Source organism: Celeribacter marinus (assembly GCF_001308265.1).
Classification (GTDB): domain Bacteria; phylum Pseudomonadota; class Alphaproteobacteria; order Rhodobacterales; family Rhodobacteraceae; genus Celeribacter; species Celeribacter marinus.
In genome coordinates this window covers 341,698-362,336 of the sequence record NZ_CP012023.1, presented here as the reverse complement: position 1 = coordinate 362,336, position 20,639 = coordinate 341,698, and the positions used below count along the sequence as shown (strand labels likewise).

Below are 20,639 nucleotides of genomic sequence, written 5' to 3'. Positions count from 1 at the left end.
GCGTAGAACATTTCAACGATACGCGGGATGACCCCGTAGCGCAGCAAAAAGATATTAGAATGATCACAGTTAAAACGACCGAAGGCTTGCAAGCTTTCTGCGACCGCGCCAAGGCGCATGATTACGTCACCGTAGACACCGAATTTTTGCGTGAACGGACGTATTATTCCAAACTTTGCCTCGTTCAACTTGCTGTCCCCGGGGATGCCGAAGAAGACGCTGTTTTGGTCGATCCACTGGCCAATGGCATTGACCTTGCGCCACTTTACGAGCTGTTCAAAGACGAAAGCGTGGTCAAAGTGTTCCACGCCGCACGTCAGGATCTCGAAATTTTCTATATCCAAGGGCAGGTTATCCCAAAGCCATTGTTCGACACGCAAGTGGCCGCGATGGTATGCGGGTTTGGCGAACAGGTGGGCTATGAGACCCTTGTGCGCAAAATTGCCAAAGAGAGCCTTGATAAAACCTCGCGGTTCACCGATTGGTCGCGCCGCCCGTTGACGTCCGCCCAAGAAACCTACGCCTTGGCTGACGTGACGCATTTGCGGGTGATTTACGAATACCTCGACAAAGAGATTAAACGCACAGGCCGCCAGAAATGGGTGGAAGAGGAAGAAGAAATTCTGACCTCGCCGTCCACCTATGTGGTGCATCCAGATGAGGCGTGGAAACGGGTAAAAACCCGCACCAATTCCGGCAAGTTTCTGGCCGCGGTAAAAGAGTTGGCCGCGTTTCGTGAATCCTACGCGCAATCGCGCGATATCCCGCGCAGCCGTGTGTACAAAGATGATGCGATGTTGGAGCTGGCCTCGACCAAGCCGCAAACGCCCGAAGACCTGTCGCGCTCGCGTTTGTTGCTACGCGAAGCACGCCGTGGCGATATCGCTGACGGTATTTTTGCAGCGATTGCGGCCGCCGCTAAATACGGTGCCGGCGATATGCCGATTGCGGATCGTAGCAACGAAAAGTTGCAGGTCAATCCCGCACTGGCCGACATGCTACGCGTCCTTTTGAAAGCAAAGTCAGACAATTACAACGTAGCGGCTAAAATGATTGCCTCGGCCTCCGACCTTGACCGTATTGCTGCGGGCGAGCGCGATGTCACGGCCCTTCGGGGCTGGCGACTTGAGGTGTTTGGCGATGATGCGTTACTCTTGTGTGAGGGCAAAATTGGCCTCGCGGTTAAGGGTCAAAAGGTTGATGTGATCGCGCTCTAATCGAGCTTGCAACCACATCTGAAGCGGCGGAGAGGGAGGAGCTCCGCCGCTTTTTTATGGCTCACTGTTGTGCGATCCCTTTAGGCCACGGCCATTGAAAACCGCTTTCCCGTCATTGGCACGGGTACAAATCCACACGCGACATAGGCCTTTTGCGCGGCGATATTCGTGGTCATTGTGCCGACTGTTATGCGGCCACATCCCAATGTTCGCGCCAGATCGTGAGACGCATTGATCAGCGCACGACCGATCCCACGGCCACGGTGCGCCTCGTCGACAAACAGATGATGCAGGTCCATCACGCGTTCACCAAACTGAAGGCGCATCCCGCCCGTGACACCCGCGTACCCCACCAATTGGCCATCTTGCTCCGCCACAAGCAGCTTCAACCACGGCATATCCGCCTTAAGCAGATGCACCAAAGCGGGCAAATCCAGTGTCGCCGCTTCGCCATGATGGCGCGACAGATCGCCAATCATCGCAAGTAATCTGGACTTATCGGCCCAAAGGGCAGGGCGAATGGTTATGGTGGACGGTTTATGTCGGATCTGGGTGTTCATTGTACTCTCCTATGTGCGCCACAGGGAGTTTGAAAAACAAAAAAGCCGCCCTGCGGCGACCTTTCATTTTTCCATGACGATAGGCCGCTCTCTATATGAGGTCGGTCCAATAATACGCAGTCATGATCATGTTGTGTTTCATGCGGCGAACGTGCCGAACCGGCGGGTCTATGTCAATTCACAAAATAACATTTTACGCAGAAGAGGTGGAATTTCGTACGACCTATGGGCGTTAAGTTGCATTAAGAGCTACGTATAATAGTCTGTTTTAAAACAAAACTCCCGCACCAACTTACGTCAGGGCGGGGGCTAATTTCGCTTGCACAAGACGCAAAGTTTTAGGGCTATGCAGCGTTTAGCCGTCGTAATCGACCTCTTCGGTGAGGCGCAACGCGTCCGCGCGGTGGGCTGCGATCTCCATCAGGTTGATCGAGTCAGAGGTAAACGCGCCCCAACTTGAAACCAGATCGGAGGCCGTAGAGCCGGGCGCAATCGGGTATTCTGAATTAGCGCTGGCGTAGACCTCTTGGGCCTCGGGCGATGTCAGATATTCAATGAATTGTACGGCTTCATCACGGTTTTTGGAGGCCTTTGTGAGCGCCACGCCGGAGATATTGACGTGCGTGCCGCCATTCTCGAACACAGGGAAATCAAGGCGTACACTGTCCGCCCATTCCTTTTGCTCGGGGTCTGCCAACATTTCGCCCATGTAGTAGGTGTTACCGAGCGAAATATCGCATTCGCCTGCCCAGATTGCTTTGACTTGAGCGCGGTCGTTGCCCTGTGGTTTGCGCGCAAGGTTCGATTTCACACCCTCAAGCCATGTCTTTGTGGCCTCTTCGCCGTGGTGCGCGAGATAGGCGGAGGTTAGGCCGATCATATAGGTGTGCGTGCCGGACCGCGTGCAAATGCGGCCCTGCCATTTGGGGTCTGCGAGTCCTTCGTAGGTTGTCACATCGCCCTCGGCCACGCGGTCGCGCGAGGCGTATACGATGCGCGCACGGGTGGTCAGACCCCACCAATTGCCGTCTGGATCGTGAAACTCAGCGGGGACATTTTCCGTCAGCGTCTGCGTCACCAACGGTTGCGTCACTCCCGCCTCAACGGCCTCGGCCAAACGTGAAATATCAACCGTTAGAATGACATCGGCGGGGGAGCGGTCGCCCTCTGCCTTGAGCCGCTCAACCATACCCTTTTCGAGAAAGGCCACGTTTACGGCGATACCTGTTTGTGCGGTGAACGCATCGGTGAGCGGTGCGATCAATTCCGGCTGGCGGTAGGAATAGACGTTTACATCTGCCACTGCAGGCAAGACGGGCAGGGCGATCAGGGCCGTGGTTGTGGCGAGAACTGTTTTACGAATGTGCATAATTGCCTCCTTGGTTGAGGCGCTTTTATTCCGACAAAAACGCTTGGTCAATAGGTGACTAAAAAAATCAGGATTAAAATGGGTTGCGGCTTTGGGCTACAATTTGCCCTGCTTGTCGCAGGCTTTGGCATCATTCCAAAGCGCGTCCATCTCGGCCAGATTACTATCACTCGGAGCCTTGCCGATGGCGGCAAGACGGTCCTCTACCGAATTGAAACGGCGTATAAATTTGGCATTCGTTGCCCGTAGCGCTTCCTCGGCATCGACGCCCAAATGGCGCCCCAGATTGACCATAACAAAGAGCAAATCACCGAACTCCTCAAACACCTCCGCTTGGCTCAAAGTGTCGCGTGCTTCCTCGAGTTCTGCGGCTTCCTCGCGAATTTTATCGAGGACATGCGATGCATCCGGCCAATCGAATCCGACTCGCGCGGCACGCTTTTGCAGTTTTTGAGCGCGCATCAAGGCAGGTAATCCCATGGCAACCCCGTCAAGGACGCGGATCTCTCCGCGCCGTGTGCGCTCGGTTGCTTTCTCGCGCTCCCAATCACGTGTTTGTTGCTCGGGGGATTTTTGATTGCTCTCGTCCCCGAACACATGCGGATGACGCGAAATCATTTTGGCCGAGATGGATTTGGCCACATCGTGGAAATCAAACAGACCCTTGTCCGCCGCAATTTGCGCCTGAAACACAGATTGAAACAGCAAATCGCCGAGTTCCGATTTCAAATCCTCCATGTCGCCGCGCGCAATTGCATCATCGACCTCATAGGCTTCTTCAATCGTGTAGGGCGAAATGGTCGCAAAATCCTGTTCGATATCCCACGGGCACCCGCCCTTTGGGTCACGCAAGCGGCGCATGATGTCCAAGAGTTGCGTGATCCCCTCGGGGACGGCGTGGATCGGGTCTTTGGGTGCGTCTGTCATCTGACTAAGGTGGCGGCGGACAAAGGGGTTTGCAAGCGGCAAAACGCGCGCTAAGGTCGCGTCATGACTATGACATGCACCATTATTATCCGCTGCATTATCCGCTAACACACGTTACGCGGGTCCGGTCTCTTTTCTCTAACAGATGAAGCTGATAAGCCCGCGGGGACACCCGATAAAGAGGCCTGCACGCTGATGACCGAGATCAAACTGACAAATACAAAGACCCGCAAAAAGGACGTCTTTGTGCCGATAGATGACACGAATGTTCGCATGTATGTGTGTGGGCCAACGGTCTATGATCGCGCCCACATCGGCAATGCGCGGCCCGTGATTGTGTTTGATGTGCTCTACCGTTTGTTGCGCGAAATCTACGGGGCCGATCACGTCACATATGTGCGCAACTTCACCGATGTGGACGACAAGATCAACGCACGCGCGGCGGCCAGTGGGCGCACCATCAACGAGATCACCGATGAGACCATCCAATGGTATCTGGACGACATGCGGGCCGTGGGCGCGCTTGATCCCGACCAAATGCCACGCGCAACACGGTATATCCCCCAGATGATTGCGATGATCGAGGAACTGATTGCCAAGGGTCACGCCTATAGCGATGGCGCGGGTCATGTGTTGTTCTCGGTCGACAGCTACGCCAAATACGGCGCTCTGTCGGGGCGCTCCACCGATGATATGATCGCGGGCGCACGCGTCGAAGTGGCCGATTACAAACGCGACCCGATGGATTTTGTGCTTTGGAAACCGTCTGTTGGTGATCAACCGGGATGGGATAGCCCGTGGGGTGTTGGGCGTCCGGGATGGCACATCGAATGCTCGGCCATGGCCAAGGACTTGCTTGGCGACCATTTTGATATTCACGGCGGCGGCAACGATTTGATGTTCCCGCACCACGAAAACGAGATCGCGCAAAGCTGCTGCGCCTCGGGTCACGCCGACGATGGGGACGGGTTTGCCAATGTCTGGCTCCACAATGAAATGCTACAGGTCGAAGGCAAGAAAATGTCCAAGTCGCTTGGCAATTTCTTTACCGTGCGCGATTTGTTGGATCAGGGCGTTGCGGGCGAAGTGATCCGCTTCGTGTTCTTGAGCACGCACTACCGCAAGCCGATGGACTGGACCGCAGAGAAGGCGGCGCAGGCAGAGGCCACGTTGAAATCGTGGCGTAAACTTTTGGACGGAGCTGAGCCAACGGGCGCGGACCAAGCCGTTGTAGAGTTGGTCGCGGATGATTTGAACACCGCTGGGGCCATTACCCTACTGCATAAAATGGCAAAGGACATTGCAGCAAACCCGCAAAAGGACTGTTTTTATGAAAAGGGGGCGATGTTAGCCTCTGCGCAATTGCTCGGCTTGTTGACGACACCGTCCGAAGCCGACGACGCAGGGTTTGACCTATCCGCCTACGCCGACCGCCTCGCCACCCTGCGCGCCACAGCCATGGAGACCAAAGACTTCGGCCCCGTCGATGCGCTCAAAACCGCGCTTTTGGACGCGGGCGTTGAGGTTCGCATGTCGAAAACCGGCGTGGAATTGGACGCTGGCCCCACCTTTGACGCGTCAAAACTGGAGGGGCTGTTATGAGCACCCAAAAACAACGCCTCTACCTGTTTGACACCACATTACGCGACGGCCAACAGACCCAAGGCGTGCAGTTTTCCACCCAAGAAAAACACCAGATTGCCCATGCGCTCGACGCACTTGGGATGGATTATATCGAGGGCGGTTGGCCCGGTGCCAATCCCACCGACACCGAGTTTTTTGACGCCCCGCCAAAGGTCAACGCGACCTTTTTGGCCTTCGGGATGACCAAACGGGCAGGGCGCTCTGCGGCCAACGACGATGTGCTGGCAGGCGTGCTCAACGCAAAGACCAAGGCCGTATGTCTGGTCGGCAAAACCCATGATTTTCACGTCACCACGGCGCTTGGATTCACGCTTGACGAGAACCTCGAAAACATCGCGCGCTCCATTGAATATGTGGTTGAACAGGGGCGCGAGGCGCTATTTGACGCCGAACACTTCTTTGACGGCTACAAGTCCAATCCTGAGTACGCGCTCAAATGCCTGCACGCCGCATATGATGCGGGGGCGCGCTGGATCGTGTTGTGTGACACCAATGGCGGAACGCTCCCCGATGAGGTCGCACAGATCACCCGCGCGGTGATTGATAGCGGCATCACCGGCGACCGGCTTGGCATCCATACACATGATGACACGGGCAACGCGGTCGCAAACACTTTGGCCGCCGTCAATGCCGGTGCGCGCCACGTCCAAGGCACATTGAATGGGTTGGGCGAGCGGTGCGGCAATGCCAATCTGACCAGTTTGATCCCGACCTTTTTGCTCAAAGAGCCCTATTGCTCGACCTTGCAAACGGGGGTGACCCATGACGCGTTGGCGGGGTTGGTGAAAACATCGCGCACGTTGGACGACATTTTGAACCGTGTGCCGCTGCGCTCTGCGCCCTATGTCGGAGCATCGGCCTTTGCCCATAAGGCGGGGCTGCATGCCTCTGCCATTCTCAAAGATCCGACCACCTATGAACATATTGCGCCCGAAACGGTTGGCAACGCGCGCATTGTGCCGATGTCGAACCAAGCAGGGCAAAGCAATTTGCGCAGACGCCTGTCCGAGATGGGGTTGGAGGTGTCCGACAAGACCGATCTTTCGCGCATTCTCGACCGTATCAAAGACCGCGAAAGCGAGGGCTACGCCTATGATAGTGCACAGGCCTCGTTCGAGTTGGAAGCACGCCGCGAGTTGGGTCTGTTGCCATCCTTTTTCGAGATAAAGCGCTACCGCGTCACGGTCGAGCGGCGCAAGAACAAGCGCAACAAAATGGTGTCTTTGTCCGAGGCCGTTGTGGTGACCAAAATCGGTGAGCAGAAGATGCTCGCGGTCTCCGATAGCCTTGATGCGGAGGGCAAGGACGCCGGACCCGTGAACGCATTGGCCCGCGCCCTGATGAAAGATCTCGGTCCCTATCAGGCCCTGATCGATGATATTGATTTGGTGGATTACAAGGTGCGCATCACCCAAGGTGGCACGGCCGCGAAAACGCGTGTGATCATCGACCACGAAGACGGACAGGGGCGGCGTTGGTCGACCGTGGGCGTGTCGTCGAACATTATTGATGCCTCTTTTGAGGCGCTGCTTGATGCGATTATCTGGAAGCTAGTGCGCGATGGTGCCACGCCCTTGGTGTCACAATGAGCATAAATGCATGTGCGCAATTGGTCGAGGCGGCGGACATCATGCGGTTTCGCACCACGATGGCCGCACCTGTCGCGGCCCGTGCGGTGTTGTTTCCCATCCATGCCTTTTGTCTCGAAGTGGCCAAAGCGCCATGGGTGACAAAAGAGAGTATGATTGCAGAGATGCGGCTTCAGTTCTGGCGCGATGTTCTAAGTGAAATCCAAGAGAACAAAGCGCCGCGCGCCCATGAGGTTGCGGCCCCCTTGGCGGGTGTTTTGGATCATGCAGCCGCACTGGCGCTTGACGCGTCTGTCACGGCGCGTCAGTGGGACATCTATAGCGATCCGCATGAGAATGAGGCAGCGTTGCACCGCTATTTGCACGCCACATATGTGATCCCGATGCATGTGGCAGCCCGCCTGCTTGGCGCTGAAGAAACACATGGCAAAGCGTTGAATAGATTGGGGTTTGCGGGGGCATTGGGGCGGTATTTTGCGGCGATTCCTGCGTTGCAGGAGCACGGGCGCACGCCGCTTTTGGATGGACGCGCGGACGCCGTTGCTGCCTTGGCCAAAGAGACGGTGCAAAAGGCACGGTGGGGCGCGCAAAACCTCAAAGGGGTGAGCAAATCGGCCCGCGCGCCGATGCTTGACGCGATGATGCACCTACCGCTCTTGCGTCAAGCGGCCAAAGATCCGGTGGCGGTGATTGAGGGGCGTTTGGGGCAGGGACCGGTTAAGGCCTCTTTGCGTCTCGCGGGGGTGTCTCAGCTCTCGAATTGGGCAGTTTTCTGATAATACTCAAGGACGTAGATACGGATGGCTGACGCAAGGCCCGCATCGACACCGCGTGTTTCGTCAATCTGTGCGGCCAAGACGTTGATGGGCTTGTCCTCGCGATGTGCAATATCTCGAAAGGCGCGCCAGAACGGATCTTCGAGCGAGACAGACGTGCGGTGGCCGCGCAAGGTGAGGGAGCGTTTGACGGGACGCGTAGTCATTCGTCATCCTGACGTTTCTTACCCTCTAGCGCCGCAGCCGCCCGCGCGGCATCAAGGTCTTCGATGCGTTTTTGCGCCTTGGTGCGGCCAAATTTTATAGCATTTTCATTTGCTTGCGCGCGCCTCTTAAGGTGCGACTTTGACTTGCGCGCCTGATTGAGGTTTATGATATTGTCCTTGCTCATGGGGTAATTTGATACCACGCGCGCCTTTGAGCCGTAAAGACTCAAAATCGATAAAGACGTGCGGCAAACGAAAAAGGGCGACCCAAAGGCCGCCCGTCTCTCATTTATGCGCGCTCGTTTAGTCTTTTGGACCAATCATCTGTTCAGGACGCACAACCGCGTCGAACGTGGCCTCATCGACAAAGCCAAGAGCGATGGCTTCTTGTTTCAGAGTGGTGCCGTTTTTATGCGCGGTTTTCGCGACTTTGGTCGCGTTGTCGTAGCCGATGGTAGGCGCAAGTGCTGTGACGAGCATCAAGGATTCATGCAACAATTTCTCAATACGTGCCTCGTTGGCCTCAATGCCTACAACCATGTTATCCGTGAACGCTGAGGCGCTATCACCCAAAAGCTGCATAGATTGCAACACGTTATAGGACATCATCGGGTTGTAAACGTTCAGCTCGAAATGACCTTGGCTACCTGCGATGCCAACGGCGGCGTTGTTGCCCATGACGTGGGCGCACACCATGGTCAGCGCTTCGGCCTGTGTCGGGTTCACTTTGCCGGGCATAATCGACGAGCCCGGCTCGTTTTCTGGCAAGTTCAATTCTCCAAGGCCACAACGCGGGCCGGAACCGAGCAGGCGGATGTCGTTGGCGATCTTGAACAAGGACGCAGCAACCGTGTTGAGCGCACCCGAGAACATCACCATCGCGTCATGTGCGGCAAGGGCTTCGAACTTGTTCGGCGCGGTTACGAACGGCAGATCGGTGATTTCGGCCATGTTGGCCGCAACCATTTCCGCCCAGCCTTTTTGCGTGTTTAGCCCCGTGCCAACCGCGGTGCCGCCCTGTGCCAATTCGTAAATATCACCGAGACAGGCCTCAACGCGCGCGATGCCCTTGCGCACTTGGTGGGCATATCCGCCGAACTCTTGGCCAAGGGTCAAAGGTGTTGCATCTTGCGTGTGGGTGCGGCCGATCTTGATGATATCCTTGAACTTTTCGGATTTCGCCTCCAACGCTTCGGCCAATTTTGTCAGACCGGGGATAAACACATCGCGGGCTTGCATGCCGATACCTACGTGCATCGCGGTCGGGAACGTGTCGTTGGACGACTGGCCCATGTTGCAATGATCGTTGGGGTGGACGGGCGATTTCGACGCCATCACACCACCGAGCATTTCAATCGCGCGGTTTGAAATCACTTCGTTGGCGTTCATGTTCGACTGGGTACCTGATCCCGTCTGCCAAACTACCAGCGGGAAGTTGTCGTCGAACTTGCCGTCGATCACTTCGCCAGCCGCCGCGATGATGGCATCGGCAATCTCGGGCTCCATCGTGCCAAGGGTCTTGTTGGCCATTGCACAGGCTTTTTTGACCACACCAAGGGCGCGAATGATCGGCACGGGCTGTTTTTCCCATCCAATCGGGAAATTCAGGATCGAGCGCTGCGTCTGTGCGCCCCAATATTTGTCTGCGGGAACCTCAAGTGGGCCAAAACTGTCGGTTTCTGTACGGGTGTTTGTCATCGGGGCTCTCTCCCTTGATGGTGCCAAATTCGTCGGAATTTCTATAGCCCGTCATCAGGATCAACGCAATGTATACGAGCGCATACACGCCGTGTGTTTGCGCTAAACTACCGCTTGTTTCGGGAATGGGCCTGATTTGGGAGCGTGCGGCGCGTCATCGCGCGCCGCAATACATCTCTTGCTTACTTGCGAAACTTGTCGAGGGACACGATTTCAGCCGCTTTCGATGGCTTGGGGCCTTTGTCCGTAGCATCGGCGCTGGTGGTTTTTAGCGTCGAGACATCCGCCTGTGGGGCAGTGGGGTGCAAGGCCTCGTCATCGTCGTCCATTTCATCCGCGTCGACCTCTTGGGTCTCGAACCGCAGACCAAACTCGACGGACGGATCCACGAACGTGCGAATGGAATCATATGGAATGTAGAGTGGTTCGGGATTGTCGCCAAAATTGAGCGTGATGGAAAAGCCGTCATCGGTGACGTCGAGGTTGTCGAACCAATGTTGAATAACAACGGTCATTTCCTCGGGATAGCGATCCGACAGCCAATCCGCCAATTCAACATCGGGGTGCATCGTGTCGAAGGTAATGAAAAAATGGTGATCGCCGGGCAATCCGTTGGGCTTGATCCCGTCAAGTACTTTGCGGATCAGCCCACGCATCGCGTCGTGCATCAGATTGCCGTAATCGATGCTTTTAGCCATATCTTGTCGCCCTTTTAAAACCTTAACACCCATACCATACGGGATTCGAAAGTGAAGGAAAGGGGATAGCCGCCTGACACGCGTGTTCGCATGAATTGTGGGTCACACTGAGGGAGGGAAAAGTGCAGGTTTCTGTTGCCAGGTACCTGCGAACCCCGCCTTAAGTCGCTAAACCTAAGGACTTAGGTTTCAATGTTTCGCACAGCTTACGCTGCGAGAGCCATTGGAGCTTTGTTGTCATTTGCAACTAGCTTTAGTGTACCGATAACGGTGGTAACTCACCGAAACAAAGCAAACATCTTTAGACGTCCGTCGATCCTATTTCGTCCCCATGTGCCCCATATTCACCCCAAATGAGGGCCAATGCGGGAATGATTGGTGGAGACGCCGGGTACCGCCCCCGGGTCCGATCCGCTTATTACATGCGCGTTTATGTTCATAGTCGAGCAAGCCCGACACGACTGATGTAGGCGTTTGTGCGCGCAGGTTCAAGGGCTCTTGCGGTGTCAGGTCAGGCCAGTGTGAGGTCAGGCCACTCTAGTCAGGCCAGTGCGGTGCGCAGGGTCTGGTCGCACAAGTGGTCCAACAGGCTCTCGATTTTAGAGCCGACACGGTTTTCCAATGCATCGACGATCGCATTGTGCAGTGTCACAACCGCATCGCGGTCGCGTTGCCGGTAGGTGAGAATATTCATCAACGGCTCGATACCTTCGATTGCGGCGGCCAGTTGCCACGACAAAACGGGGTTGGCGGCGGCATCGACCAAAGCCCGGTGAAACACCACATCGGAGGCACAAAATGCCTCGTCGCTCAGGTTCGGATCGCGTTGGCGGGCCACTTCGCGGCGCATGGTGTCGATGTGGACCTGTTCGCGATGTTTGGCCGCAAGCCGAGCGCACCCGCGTTCAAGTGCGAACCGCGCTTCGCAGGCCGTGGCGATATCCACTTCGTTTAGCGTAATCAACAAGGTGGCGGTGGAGGCCATCTGTGCATAGGCCTCACGAAAGGACTGGCGATTGACAAAGGCACCGCCCGTGGCGCCGCGCTTGGTCCGGATGAGGCTTTGCGCCGCAAGTCGTTTCAACGCCTCTCGCACGGTGGCACGGGACACGCCGTGGGCCTCGGCCAGATCCTGTTCGCAGGGAAGGCGGTCATCGGCGGCCAAACGGCCCGAAAGAATGTCGGCGCGTATTCTGTCTGCGATTGACGCAGACAAATCTTGCTTAATATCAGTGGCTTGTAAATTGTCTGACATTTGACTTGCCAACTCCTGCATTTGTCTGACAATTATGGAGGCAAGACGATTGTATTGCAAGCTCAGGATCGGAGGACGACATGCGCGCATTGGTGATGGAACAAGGTGAGGACGGTTTGGCCGCTGCACAGATTACGGACATCGACGAGGCCATGCTGCCTGAGGGTGACGTAACAGTGGCCGTGGAGTATTCGACGCTCAACTACAAAGACGGGTTGTGCCTGTCGCCCAAGGGCGGCGGTTTGGTGCGCAACTACCCCCATGTTCCGGGCATTGATTTTGCTGGCACGGTCGAAACATCGGACGATCCACGGTTTGCAGCGGGCGATAAGGTCGTGTTGACCGGTTGGCGTGTGGGTGAAAACCGGTGGGGCGGCTATGCCGAGAAAGCCCGTGTGAAAGCCGATTGGCTTGTGCCGCTGCCCGATGGGCTTAGCCCGCATGACGCGATGGCCGTGGGCACGGCGGGCTTCACCGCGATGCTGGCCGTTATGGCGCTTGAGGATCACGGGCTGACCCCAGACAAGGGGCCGGTGTTGGTCACCGGCGCTGCGGGCGGGGTTGGCTCTGTGGCGACTGCAATTTTGGCCCACATTGGCTATGATGTGGCGGCTGTGACGGGGCGTCCCGAGCAGGCGGACTACCTCAAATCGCTAGGGGCCAAAACAATCATTGCGCGCGACGAGATCAACGAGACGGTCAAACGTCCGCTTGAGACCGAGACATGGGCGGGCTGCATTGATGCAGTCGGCGGTGATATGTTGGCGCGCATTCTTGGCCAGATGAAATACGGCGCTTCTGTTGCAGCCGTGGGTCTTGCCGGTGGGGCGCATTTGCCTGCATCCGTAGTGCCGTTTTTGTTGCGCGGTGTGAACTTGCTTGGCATTGATTCAGTGACGCAGCCGACCGAGAACCGCAAACGGGCATGGGCGCGGGTGGCCACGGATCTGCCATTGGCAAAGCTGCACGACATGGTTCACCCCGCCACGCTCACCGAGCTGCCCGACTTGGGTGCGGCGATCCTGAAGGGCGGCATCAAAGGCCGTGTTGTCGTCGACGTCAACGCCTAACCACGGCTTTGCCTCGCGCCTAACCCGCTGACATGATGCGGCGCGCGCGGGGCAAAATCGCCAAAAGCAGGCCAAGTGTGATGAGCGAACACACGGTCATTGCCCCGATCATCGGGGTTGGTGTGCCGTCGAAAAACGGGCCGGATGCGGCGACCATCACGCCACCGGCCACCATTTGCAATGTCCCGCCAAGTGAGGACGCCAATCCCGCGATATCGCCATGCGGATCAAGAGCGGCGACCATTGTGGTCGGGATCACCAACCCCATAAAGCCAAAGCCCGCGATCAACCCCGCGAGGATTACGGGGAAACTTGCGAGACCCATCAGCGCCAAGGCCATCAACACGTACATCGACGCGGCAAACCCGCCCACGCCGAGCAAGATGATCGTGAGCGCGCCATGTTTTTGCATCAACGGCGCTGCGGCTTGTGATGCGCCGATAAAGCCCATGGCATTGACCGTAAAGGCCAAGGAGAATTGCGTGGGCGTCAGGCCGAATGTCTCGACATAGACAAACGCAGCCGAGGCAATAAAGATAAAGAACGCCGCCATCCCGAAGCCGCCAACAAACGTCAGCCCCATAAAAACAGGGTCACGCATTAGCGTGCGGATGCCGCGCCCCATCGTTTTGAGGTGCACAGGAACACGGTGTTCTTTGGGGAGGGTTTCGGCCTGCCACACGGCCGTGACAAGCATCGCCACCAAAGCGGCAACGGCCATTGCCGCGAAAATCCCGCGCCATCCCGTCACCGTGATCAGAGCCGCACCCGACAGCGGCGCAAACATCGGCGAGACGGAAAAGACGAGCATAATCAGCCCCATAAGTTTTGTGGCCTCGTAGCCGGTGTATTCGTCACGAATGATCGCACGGGTGACAACCATCAATGAGGCGGCCCCAAGTCCTTGACCCACACGCGCCAAAATCAGCATGTCAATTGTCGGTGCCAGTGTGGCGCACAAAGATGCAATGAGAAACAGCCCCAGTCCAACATAAAGCGGCAGCTTGCGCCCCACCTGATCCGACCACGGCCCGTAGATCAGTTGTGTAAGGCCAAAGGCGATAAAGTAGAACGTGATTGTCCCTTGTGTCGTGGCCACAGACGCGCCCAGATCGGCGGCAATCGCGGGCAGGGCGGGCAAGAACATATCAATCGCAAACGGCCCAACAGCCGACAAAAGCCCAAGAACGATGGCGCTACGCATAAGGGGTGACATTCATACTCTCCAAAAAGCGGGCCGTACGCGGCCCAAACATGTGCGTTTTCGTGCATCTTGGATCGACATTTGTGCGTCTGGTCAAGTACTGCTGGTGCGTTTACTGACGTATTCAGACAACAAGGGGTGTGCGGAATGGATATTGCAACAATTTTACCCTTCGCGGCGATGATTGCCGTGATCGGAGCCTTTGCAGGTGTTCTTGCGGGATTGTTGGGCGTGGGCGGCGGGATCGTCTTGGTTCCGGCGTTCTACTATGCCTTTTCGGGCCTTGGATATGACAGTCCGCAATTGATGCAAATCTGTCTGGCCACATCACTGGCCACGATCATTGTCACCTCCGTGCGCTCTGTCTCCTCACACCACAAAAAGGGCGCGGTCGAATGGCCGATCCTCAAGAGCTTTGCCCCCGGCATCGTGATCGGGGCCATTGTCGGGGTGTTCGTCGCCTCAAGCTTGCGCTCTGAGACGCTGATCTTGATCTTTGGCGGTGTCGGTATCTTTATTGGTCTTTATATGGCGTTCGGAAATTCGGCATGGCGTTTGGGCACCGAGATGCCAAAAGGCGCGATGCGCGCCGTGGTTGCCCCCTTCATCGGGTTTATGTCGGTGCTGATGGGCATTGGCGGCGGCTCTTTCGGGGTGCCCACCATGACACTTTACGGCGTGCCTATTCACCGCGCGGTTGCGACCGCTGCGGGATTTGGGGCCATTATCGCCGTGCCCTCTGTGATCGGGTTCTTGTTCGCGGATTTGCCAGCTGAGGTCACACCTCCCTTTACGGTCGGGGCGGTGAATATCGCGGCGTTTTTGGTTGTCGTTTCAATGACGCTTTTGACCGCGCCAATTGGAGCGAGAATTGCCCACGCCATGGACCCCAAACCACTCAAGCGCGTCTTTGGCGGGTTCTTGATCCTTGTGGCGCTCAACATGCTGCGCAAGGCACTTTGGGGATAAGGCTCAGACCGATTTGCGTTTGAGGCGCGCCGCACGGCCGCCTTTGCGTTTGCCGGTACTGATCTGACGCGTGGGCAGCTCGGCCATAATGGTGCGGCGCGCCTCGGCGCTCAAACTGCCCCATGCGCCAATCTCGTCAATCGAGCGCGCACAGCCCAGACACAAACGGGTATCAGGATCAATCTGGCACACATTGGTGCAAGGGCTTTCAATTTCGGCCCGCGACCAGACCTTGCGGCTCTCATTGCTGTTCATGTCAAATATTCCGCAAGCGATCTAACGCGCCTTGCAAAATCACACTGGCGGCCACTTGGTCGATCTTTTCGGCCCGTTTGGCGCGTGACATATCGGCCTCCAACATGGCGCGCTCAGCCGCGACAGTGGACAGGCGTTCGTCCCAAAAGGTGATCGGCAGGGGGGTGAGTTGCGACAGGTTGCGCGCAAAGGCCCGCGTCTTTTGACACCGTGGTCCCTCTGATCCGTCCATATTGCGCGGCAGGCCCAATATGATCCCGCCGACCTCGCGCGCCGTCAAAAGGGCGAGCAAGCTTTCCGCGTCCACACCGAATTTTTTACGCCGGATCGTGTCTGTCGGGGTGGCAACCGTGAGCAAGCGGTCCGAGATCGCCACGCCAATGGTTTTATCGCCCAAATCCAAGCCCGCCACAGACCGCATTGCGGGCAGGGTGGCCTTAAACGCGCCTATGTCGTCGAATATCAGGCCGCTCACTGAACGATGCCCGCTTGAACTGCGCCACCGCGTACGATTGCCATCGCCTCGGGCGTGGCTCCGAAAATCACTTGTGCTTCTTTCCAGATCGCTGTGGCGCGGTCCATTTCACCAAGCATGGCCAGTGACGAAATCAGGCGCGACCATTCCTCTGCGGTGCCGCCCGAATTGGCCAAGCGCGCCGACAATCCTTCGACCATGCCACGGATCATCTCTTGGCGCTCCTGCGGCGTCATATCTGCAGCGTTTTCAATGTCTTCAGCAGATGGCCCATTCAGCGCGCCACCGTTCGAAAGCGGGGGTAGGGTGTATTTCACGCCAGCGGCTTGAGCAACGGCCTCGATCTGACCCCGCACAGGCGGCACCCATGGGGCGTCTGGTGCGGAGGAGCTCAACAGACCACTCCAAAGGCGAAATGTCATGTCGGGACGTCCGGTTTGGGCAAACATCAACCCCGAATAGTAGATCGCAGCACCGTTTTGAGGGTCAAGCGAGAGCGCCTTGCTCAAAGCATTTTCCGCCTCGGGCGACACAAAGCCACCTGCGGCCAAAATCATCATGTCGGCGAGATCCGCGTAGTCGTCTGCGGTGGCAGCAGAAGCCCTCAGGCGTACAACCTCTTGTTGTGCGGTATAGGCCTCTTTGTAATTGCCCACCACGGCCTCGTTGCGCGCCAAGAGCATGTACCCTTGTAGATCATCGGGGCGTTCAATCATGGCAGAACGCAGTTTTTCGAGCAATTCAACGTGGCGCGCGTCAGGCTCTTGTATGGCCGCCGCCGGACGTGCAAGCGCCTCGGCCTCAATCTGGGCAGGACGATCTGCGCGTGTCTGCGCCGCCATCTCAAAGCGACGAGACAGGGGCAAGTCTTCGTAGTTGGGCGCACCAAGATCATTATAAAGCCAAAGACCTGCGCCGATAATGACACCGCCAAGGGCGAGCGCGCCAAACAATGATGCTTTGCCATCACCAGAGTGCGATCCTGTGCGCGCAGCATCGGCCTCAAGCAAGCGCCGCGAAATCTCTAATTTGGCGCGTTTGGCATCTTCGGGCGAAAACACGCCACGCTCGAAATCACGATCCACTTCGGACAATTGGTCACGGTAGACGCTCATTTCGACATCTGCTTTGGATGTATCAAGCCGACCAAGGCCACGCGCACGTCGAAACGCCACCACCAAGGGGGCCGTAGCCAAAAGTGCAATCACAAGGGTGATAATCCAGAATGTCATGCGCGCGCGTCCGTTGGTTGGTTTTCGTCAACTTGGTTTAGCGATACGCAGGGCTGTGTGGAACCCCCAATGACGTGGGTGTGACCGAGTGACCCGACAGGCGCGCGCACGCCAAAGCGCACGGGTTGCTGCGCAACGCCGACATGGGTGTGGGGGGTGAACTCGCGTGCATGATTTACCACGTATAGCCAAGCGCATTTCAGAACGTAGCGTTATTCTTATAATCTGTATTATGTAAATTTAAGATATAGCCAGAACGACAAACCTCGCACGGCGGCTTGCATTTTTGCTTTTAGATGTCGCGATAACTATCTGCTTTTAATAAGTAATCAAACAATAATGCATTCCCTGTTGAACTGCAAAACACAACGCCGATGCGACATGTGATCTTAGGTTTAGGGCGTTGTAGCATAAGGTCAGTCCGTATAAATACGGATGCATCGAATTGACACTCACCCCAAAGGTAAACACAATCGACCTCAATCGGAGATTGAACGTGACCATCAAAAACATTCAAAATGTCCTGCGCAATATCGTTGATGCAACATCGGCTGAAACGGCATGGCAACATTTGCTTGAGGCGATACAGGAACGCGGATTTCCATTGGCGATGTACGCCTTTACGCGCTTTCGCACGGCCAACGGCATGGGTGACGAAGGCGACCACCTTGTGATGTCGAACTACCCAACGGCGTTTATCAAGGGGTTTGTGCTCGATCAGGAACGCTACAAAGTGGCACCGATGGCCAAATGGGCCCTTGAAAACAACGGTGTACGGTCTTGGCGTTTGATCTCTGAGAACTACCACACGTTCGATGACGTGCAAAAGGAAGTTGTGGCCTTTAACCTTCAACACGGGATGATGGCTGGATTGACCTTGGGGTTCCGCCCGTCACGATCGCACGAAAAGGCAGGCATGGGATTTGCCCTTGCGCCATTTGATGACGATCAGGATAAGGCGGATGCGTTGTGGGAGGCGCACGGGGATGATCTGTCGATGATCAGCGAAGTGGCCATTTGCGCATTATGTCACTGCCCCTTCCCCGCCGAGTGTTAACCGCGCGCCAGACCGAAGTTCTGGAATGGGTTGGCAGCGGCAAATCAATTGCGGACGCGGCGGCGATCATTGGTTTGACGCAGCGCACGGTCGAAAAACACCTACGTCTCGCGCGCGAGGCCCTCGGCGTCCAAACGACAGCTCAAGCGATTCACAAGGCATCTGTGTACAACCAAATATTCACAGAGCGGCCAAACTAAAGTTTCAAAACGCACTCGTTAGTATCTTTTTAGCCAAAGGTGGGGTTTTCCACACTTTCCAGATTGGTCCAATTCGTGCACTTAGAGTGTATTCCGTGTATGAGGCTAAGCCTCGGAATTGGATGTAGATCGCGGTCTGGTATTTCTGATCGTTCTACGTTTTGGGTTGCTTGTTAGCCTTCAGGGGGCGGTCATATTGGTCTGATCGTCACCCTCCCATATTTATCTGGTTGTCGCGTGATCTCATCCCGAAATTGCGATGTTTCAGACATAAAAGCGGTGCCCTCGGGTGCCGCTTTTTAATTTTGGGTGCCGTGTGCCTTTGGGTGCCGCGTGTCGGTTTCGTTGAGACAGATGCTTGAGATACAAAAAAGGCCGACACATCGCTGCATCGGCCTCTCGTAGGTCTAAAAAAGAACGCTGGGCTTAGCCCTGCATTGCGGCCACTTCAGCTGCAAAGTTGTCTTCTTCTTTTTCAATGCCTTCGCCAACTTCGAGGCGAACAAAGCTGAGGATCTCAACGCCAGCTTCAGCTGCCGCTTTCTCAACTGTGAGATCAGGATTGATCACGAACGCCTGACCAAGAAGTGTGCTTTCGGCAACGAATTTCTTCATACGACCGACAATCATGTTCTCGATGATGTTCTCTGGCTTGCCGGATTCGCGAGCGATATCCATTTGAACCTGCTTTTCTTTTTCGACAATGGACGCATCCATGTCTGCTTCGCTCAAGGCCGCGGGGTTTGCTGCCGCAATGTGCATTGCAACCTGTTTGCCAAACGCTGGATTGTCGCCTTTGAGTGCAACAAGCACGCCGATACGGCCAAGACCGTCAGCAGCCGCGTTGTGGACGTAGGACACAACTGTGTCGCCCTCAACGGTGGCCATGCGGCGCAGGCCCATGTTTTCACCAATCGTCGCGATTTTTGCGGTGATTGTGTCGGCTACGGATTTGCCAGCAACATCAGCCGCAGCAAGTTCTTCGGTTGTCGAAACACCCAAAGCAGCTTGAGCGATGGAGGCAACCATGCCTTGGAATTCGGCGTTTTTCGCAACGAAATCGGTCTCGGAGTTCACTTCGACCGCGACCCCTTTGCCACCTTCAACGGCGACGGCGACAAGGCCCTCGGCGGCGGTACGGCCGGATTTCTTTGCAGCTTTTGCGAGACCTTTTGTACGCAACCAGTCAACCGCAGCTTCAAAATCGCCATCGGTTTCGGTCAGCGCTTTTTTAGCGTCCATCATGCCTGCGGCGGTTGCTTCGCGCAGTTCTTTTACCATTGCAGCAGTGATTGCCATGTTGGCTCTCCTGTAAATTCTTTGAAACGGTTACGGGGGCGGGCTTACCCTGCCCCCGTGTCAGTCTTGTAACGACGTCGAGATTACTCGGTTGCGGCGTCCGCAACGGCGTCTTCAACAAGCGCCTCTTCCATTGCGCCGATGTCGATGCCTGCGGCACCCATCTGCTCAGTCATACCGTCAAGGGCGGCACGCGCCACGAGGTCGGTGTAGAGGCTGATCGCACGCGATGCATCGTCGTTGCCTGGGATGATGTAATCGATGCCATCCGGTGGGCAGTTGGAGTCAACAACAGCCACAACAGGGATACCCAGTTTGTTGGCTTCAGCGATTGCGAGGGTCTCTTTTTTCACGTCGATGACGAAGAGAAGGTCAGGAACACCGCCCATTTCGCGGATGCCGCCGAGCGACGCCTGCAATTTGGTCTGGTCACGTTCCATGTGGAGGCGCTCTTTCTTGGTGAGGCCTTCTGCGCCACCGCCGAGTGTCTCGTCAATTTTGTTGAGACGCTGGATCGACTGGGAAACGGTTTTCCAGTTGGTCAGCGTGCCACCGAGCCAGCGGTGGTTCATGTAGTACTGTGCACACTGCTCTGCGGCCTGTGCCACGGGGCCAGCGGCCTGACGCTTTGTGCCAACAAACAGAATACGACCGCCTTTAGCGGCTGTATCGCGCACAACCTGCAACGCTTGGTCGAGCATTGGAACAGTCTGTGTCAGGTCGAAAATGTGGATGCCGTTGCGCGAGCCGTAGATAAACTCGCCCATACGTGGGTTCCAGCGCTGTGTCTGGTGACCATAGTGAACGCCAGCTTCCAAGAGCTGACGAATGGAGAAATCAGGAAGACCCATGTCTTTTCCTTTCCGGTTTTATACCTTGGCGGAGGGTCTCAGAGCGATTGCCCCAACCGGTGGACTTGCGAGGATTTCTCCCTCGAAG

General features: G+C 56.3%; 22 protein-coding genes and 1 other RNA gene. 8 read left to right on the top strand and 15 right to left on the bottom strand.

What is annotated here, in order from left to right; genetic code table 11:
- Positions 1-59: 59 nt before the first annotated feature.
- Positions 60-1,217 (top strand): ribonuclease D, encoded by a 1,158-nt coding sequence (rnd, locus tag IMCC12053_RS01770; protein WP_062215139.1) that lies wholly within the window; start codon positions 60-62, stop codon positions 1,215-1,217.
- 80 nt (positions 1,218-1,297) lie between these two features.
- Here rnd and IMCC12053_RS01765 read toward each other — a convergent pair whose 3' ends face one another.
- The 3 genes from IMCC12053_RS01765 to mazG all read right to left on the bottom strand — a co-directional run bounded on the left by IMCC12053_RS01765 (position 1,298) and on the right by mazG (position 4,073).
- A complete protein-coding gene (locus IMCC12053_RS01765; RefSeq protein ID WP_062215137.1) occupies positions 1,298-1,777 on the bottom strand; it encodes a GNAT family N-acetyltransferase in 480 nt (159 codons plus the stop codon).
- Between the two features lie 355 nt (positions 1,778-2,132).
- The gene (locus IMCC12053_RS01760) at positions 2,133-3,146 is read right to left on the bottom strand and encodes a Fe(3+) ABC transporter substrate-binding protein (RefSeq protein ID WP_062215134.1); all 1,014 of its coding nucleotides are present in this window, start codon (positions 3,144-3,146) and stop codon (positions 2,133-2,135) included.
- Between the two features lie 96 nt (positions 3,147-3,242).
- Entirely contained in the window at positions 3,243-4,073 is an 831-nt protein-coding gene (mazG, locus tag IMCC12053_RS01755) for a nucleoside triphosphate pyrophosphohydrolase (RefSeq protein ID WP_062220745.1), read from the bottom strand.
- A 195-nt stretch (positions 4,074-4,268) separates the two neighbouring features.
- Between mazG and cysS the strand changes: the two genes are divergently transcribed.
- From cysS to IMCC12053_RS01740, 3 genes are read left to right on the top strand one after another with little or no spacing between them, the layout of a single operon-like run.
- Entirely contained in the window at positions 4,269-5,675 is a 1,407-nt protein-coding gene (cysS, locus tag IMCC12053_RS01750; RefSeq protein ID WP_062215131.1) for a cysteine--tRNA ligase, read from the top strand.
- Positions 5,672-7,306 (top strand): citramalate synthase, encoded by a 1,635-nt coding sequence (gene cimA, locus IMCC12053_RS01745; protein ID WP_062215128.1) that lies wholly within the window; start codon positions 5,672-5,674, stop codon positions 7,304-7,306. Before cysS ends, cimA begins: the two co-directional genes overlap by 4 nt.
- Positions 7,303-8,082: a squalene/phytoene synthase family protein gene (locus IMCC12053_RS01740; protein WP_062215125.1), complete on the top strand. Its 780-nt coding sequence runs from the start codon at positions 7,303-7,305 to the stop codon at positions 8,080-8,082. The genes cimA and IMCC12053_RS01740 overlap by 4 nt, the downstream gene beginning before the upstream one ends.
- Here IMCC12053_RS01740 and IMCC12053_RS01735 read toward each other — a convergent pair.
- The 6 genes from IMCC12053_RS01735 to IMCC12053_RS01710 form a co-directional block, all read right to left on the bottom strand.
- Positions 8,055-8,288 (bottom strand): ribbon-helix-helix domain-containing protein, encoded by a 234-nt coding sequence (locus IMCC12053_RS01735; protein ID WP_062215122.1) that lies wholly within the window; start codon positions 8,286-8,288, stop codon positions 8,055-8,057. The two genes, IMCC12053_RS01740 and IMCC12053_RS01735, sit on opposite strands and share 28 nt — an antisense overlap.
- Positions 8,285-8,473, bottom strand: a complete 189-nt coding sequence (locus tag IMCC12053_RS01730; RefSeq protein ID WP_062215119.1) for a DUF4169 family protein — start codon at positions 8,471-8,473, stop codon at positions 8,285-8,287. Before IMCC12053_RS01730 ends, IMCC12053_RS01735 begins: the two co-directional genes overlap by 4 nt.
- 118 nt (positions 8,474-8,591) lie before the next feature.
- Positions 8,592-9,986: a class II fumarate hydratase gene (fumC, locus tag IMCC12053_RS01725; protein ID WP_062215116.1), complete on the bottom strand. Its 1,395-nt coding sequence runs from the start codon at positions 9,984-9,986 to the stop codon at positions 8,592-8,594.
- A gap of 182 nt (positions 9,987-10,168) precedes the next feature.
- Positions 10,169-10,684: an SspB family protein gene (locus IMCC12053_RS01720; protein WP_062215113.1), complete on the bottom strand. Its 516-nt coding sequence runs from the start codon at positions 10,682-10,684 to the stop codon at positions 10,169-10,171.
- A gap of 121 nt (positions 10,685-10,805) precedes the next feature.
- Positions 10,806-11,180, bottom strand: a transfer-messenger RNA (tmRNA) gene (gene ssrA / locus IMCC12053_RS01715).
- A gap of 45 nt (positions 11,181-11,225) precedes the next feature.
- Entirely contained in the window at positions 11,226-11,939 is a 714-nt protein-coding gene (locus IMCC12053_RS01710) for a FadR/GntR family transcriptional regulator (protein ID WP_062215110.1), read from the bottom strand.
- 80 nt (positions 11,940-12,019) lie between these two features.
- Between IMCC12053_RS01710 and IMCC12053_RS01705 the strand changes: the two genes are divergently transcribed.
- The gene (locus IMCC12053_RS01705; protein ID WP_062215105.1) at positions 12,020-13,009 is read left to right on the top strand and encodes an oxidoreductase; all 990 of its coding nucleotides are present in this window, start codon (positions 12,020-12,022) and stop codon (positions 13,007-13,009) included.
- A 19-nt stretch (positions 13,010-13,028) separates the two neighbouring features.
- Here the strand turns inward: IMCC12053_RS01705 and IMCC12053_RS01700 are convergent, their stop codons facing one another.
- Positions 13,029-14,225: a multidrug effflux MFS transporter gene (locus IMCC12053_RS01700; RefSeq protein WP_062215103.1), complete on the bottom strand. Its 1,197-nt coding sequence runs from the start codon at positions 14,223-14,225 to the stop codon at positions 13,029-13,031.
- Between the two features lie 135 nt (positions 14,226-14,360).
- Here IMCC12053_RS01700 and IMCC12053_RS01695 point away from each other — a divergent pair, with 135 nt between their 5' ends.
- On the top strand, positions 14,361-15,182 hold the full coding sequence (locus tag IMCC12053_RS01695; RefSeq protein WP_062215100.1) for a sulfite exporter TauE/SafE family protein: 822 nt from the start codon (positions 14,361-14,363) through the stop codon (positions 15,180-15,182).
- 3 nt (positions 15,183-15,185) lie between these two features.
- Here IMCC12053_RS01695 and IMCC12053_RS01690 read toward each other — a convergent pair whose 3' ends face one another.
- Genes IMCC12053_RS01690 through ccmI form a run of 3 tightly spaced genes read right to left on the bottom strand, consistent with a single transcriptional unit; the run spans position 15,186 to position 17,144 of the window.
- Complete coding sequence (locus tag IMCC12053_RS01690) at positions 15,186-15,437, bottom strand: DUF1289 domain-containing protein (RefSeq protein ID WP_062215097.1); 252 nt, start codon at positions 15,435-15,437, stop codon at positions 15,186-15,188.
- A gap of 1 nt (position 15,438) precedes the next feature.
- Entirely contained in the window at positions 15,439-15,903 is a 465-nt protein-coding gene (gene ruvX, locus IMCC12053_RS01685) for a Holliday junction resolvase RuvX (RefSeq protein WP_062220743.1), read from the bottom strand.
- A gap of 5 nt (positions 15,904-15,908) precedes the next feature.
- The gene (gene ccmI, locus IMCC12053_RS01680) at positions 15,909-17,144 is read right to left on the bottom strand and encodes a c-type cytochrome biogenesis protein CcmI (RefSeq protein WP_062215094.1); all 1,236 of its coding nucleotides are present in this window, start codon (positions 17,142-17,144) and stop codon (positions 15,909-15,911) included.
- A 496-nt stretch (positions 17,145-17,640) separates the two neighbouring features.
- On the opposite strand from ccmI, the gene IMCC12053_RS01670 reads away from it, so the two are divergent.
- Complete coding sequence (locus tag IMCC12053_RS01670) at positions 17,641-18,201, top strand: autoinducer binding domain-containing protein (protein WP_062215090.1); 561 nt, start codon at positions 17,641-17,643, stop codon at positions 18,199-18,201.
- A complete protein-coding gene (locus tag IMCC12053_RS16200) occupies positions 18,171-18,401 on the top strand; it encodes a response regulator transcription factor (protein WP_082389007.1) in 231 nt (76 codons plus the stop codon). Before IMCC12053_RS01670 ends, IMCC12053_RS16200 begins: the two co-directional genes overlap by 31 nt.
- A 426-nt stretch (positions 18,402-18,827) precedes the next feature.
- Here IMCC12053_RS16200 and tsf read toward each other — a convergent pair whose 3' ends face one another.
- Together tsf and rpsB are read right to left on the bottom strand one after the other, a co-directional pair.
- Complete coding sequence (gene tsf, locus IMCC12053_RS01660; protein WP_062215086.1) at positions 18,828-19,700, bottom strand: translation elongation factor Ts; 873 nt, start codon at positions 19,698-19,700, stop codon at positions 18,828-18,830.
- An 83-nt stretch (positions 19,701-19,783) separates the two neighbouring features.
- Complete coding sequence (gene rpsB, locus IMCC12053_RS01655) at positions 19,784-20,551, bottom strand: 30S ribosomal protein S2 (RefSeq protein WP_062215084.1); 768 nt, start codon at positions 20,549-20,551, stop codon at positions 19,784-19,786.
- Positions 20,552-20,639: the final 88 nt, after the last annotated feature.

Excerpts from the sequence above, each read along its gene's own strand:
- rnd (WP_062215139.1), top strand. The coding sequence starts at position 60 with ATGATCACAGTTAAAACGACCGAAGGCTTGCAAGCTTTCTGCGACCGC.
- IMCC12053_RS01765 (WP_062215137.1), bottom strand. The coding sequence starts at position 1,777 with ATGAACACCCAGATCCGACATAAACCGTCCACCATAACCATTCGCCCT.
- IMCC12053_RS01760 (WP_062215134.1), bottom strand. The coding sequence starts at position 3,146 with ATGCACATTCGTAAAACAGTTCTCGCCACAACCACGGCCCTGATCGCC.
- mazG (WP_062220745.1), bottom strand. The coding sequence starts at position 4,073 with ATGACAGACGCACCCAAAGACCCGATCCACGCCGTCCCCGAGGGGATC.
- cysS (WP_062215131.1), top strand. The coding sequence starts at position 4,269 with ATGACCGAGATCAAACTGACAAATACAAAGACCCGCAAAAAGGACGTC.
- cimA (WP_062215128.1), top strand. The coding sequence starts at position 5,672 with ATGAGCACCCAAAAACAACGCCTCTACCTGTTTGACACCACATTACGC.
- IMCC12053_RS01740 (WP_062215125.1), top strand. The coding sequence starts at position 7,303 with ATGAGCATAAATGCATGTGCGCAATTGGTCGAGGCGGCGGACATCATG.
- IMCC12053_RS01735 (WP_062215122.1), bottom strand. The coding sequence starts at position 8,288 with ATGACTACGCGTCCCGTCAAACGCTCCCTCACCTTGCGCGGCCACCGC.
- IMCC12053_RS01730 (WP_062215119.1), bottom strand. The coding sequence starts at position 8,473 with ATGAGCAAGGACAATATCATAAACCTCAATCAGGCGCGCAAGTCAAAG.
- fumC (WP_062215116.1), bottom strand. The coding sequence starts at position 9,986 with ATGACAAACACCCGTACAGAAACCGACAGTTTTGGCCCACTTGAGGTT.
- IMCC12053_RS01720 (WP_062215113.1), bottom strand. The coding sequence starts at position 10,684 with ATGGCTAAAAGCATCGATTACGGCAATCTGATGCACGACGCGATGCGT.
- IMCC12053_RS01710 (WP_062215110.1), bottom strand. The coding sequence starts at position 11,939 with ATGTCAGACAATTTACAAGCCACTGATATTAAGCAAGATTTGTCTGCG.
- IMCC12053_RS01705 (WP_062215105.1), top strand. The coding sequence starts at position 12,020 with ATGCGCGCATTGGTGATGGAACAAGGTGAGGACGGTTTGGCCGCTGCA.
- IMCC12053_RS01700 (WP_062215103.1), bottom strand. The coding sequence starts at position 14,225 with ATGTCACCCCTTATGCGTAGCGCCATCGTTCTTGGGCTTTTGTCGGCT.
- IMCC12053_RS01695 (WP_062215100.1), top strand. The coding sequence starts at position 14,361 with ATGGATATTGCAACAATTTTACCCTTCGCGGCGATGATTGCCGTGATC.
- IMCC12053_RS01690 (WP_062215097.1), bottom strand. The coding sequence starts at position 15,437 with ATGAACAGCAATGAGAGCCGCAAGGTCTGGTCGCGGGCCGAAATTGAA.
- ccmI (WP_062215094.1), bottom strand. The coding sequence starts at position 17,144 with ATGACATTCTGGATTATCACCCTTGTGATTGCACTTTTGGCTACGGCC.
- IMCC12053_RS16200 (WP_082389007.1), top strand. The coding sequence starts at position 18,171 with ATGTCACTGCCCCTTCCCCGCCGAGTGTTAACCGCGCGCCAGACCGAA.
- tsf (WP_062215086.1), bottom strand. The coding sequence starts at position 19,700 with ATGGCAATCACTGCTGCAATGGTAAAAGAACTGCGCGAAGCAACCGCC.
- rpsB (WP_062215084.1), bottom strand. The coding sequence starts at position 20,551 with ATGGGTCTTCCTGATTTCTCCATTCGTCAGCTCTTGGAAGCTGGCGTT.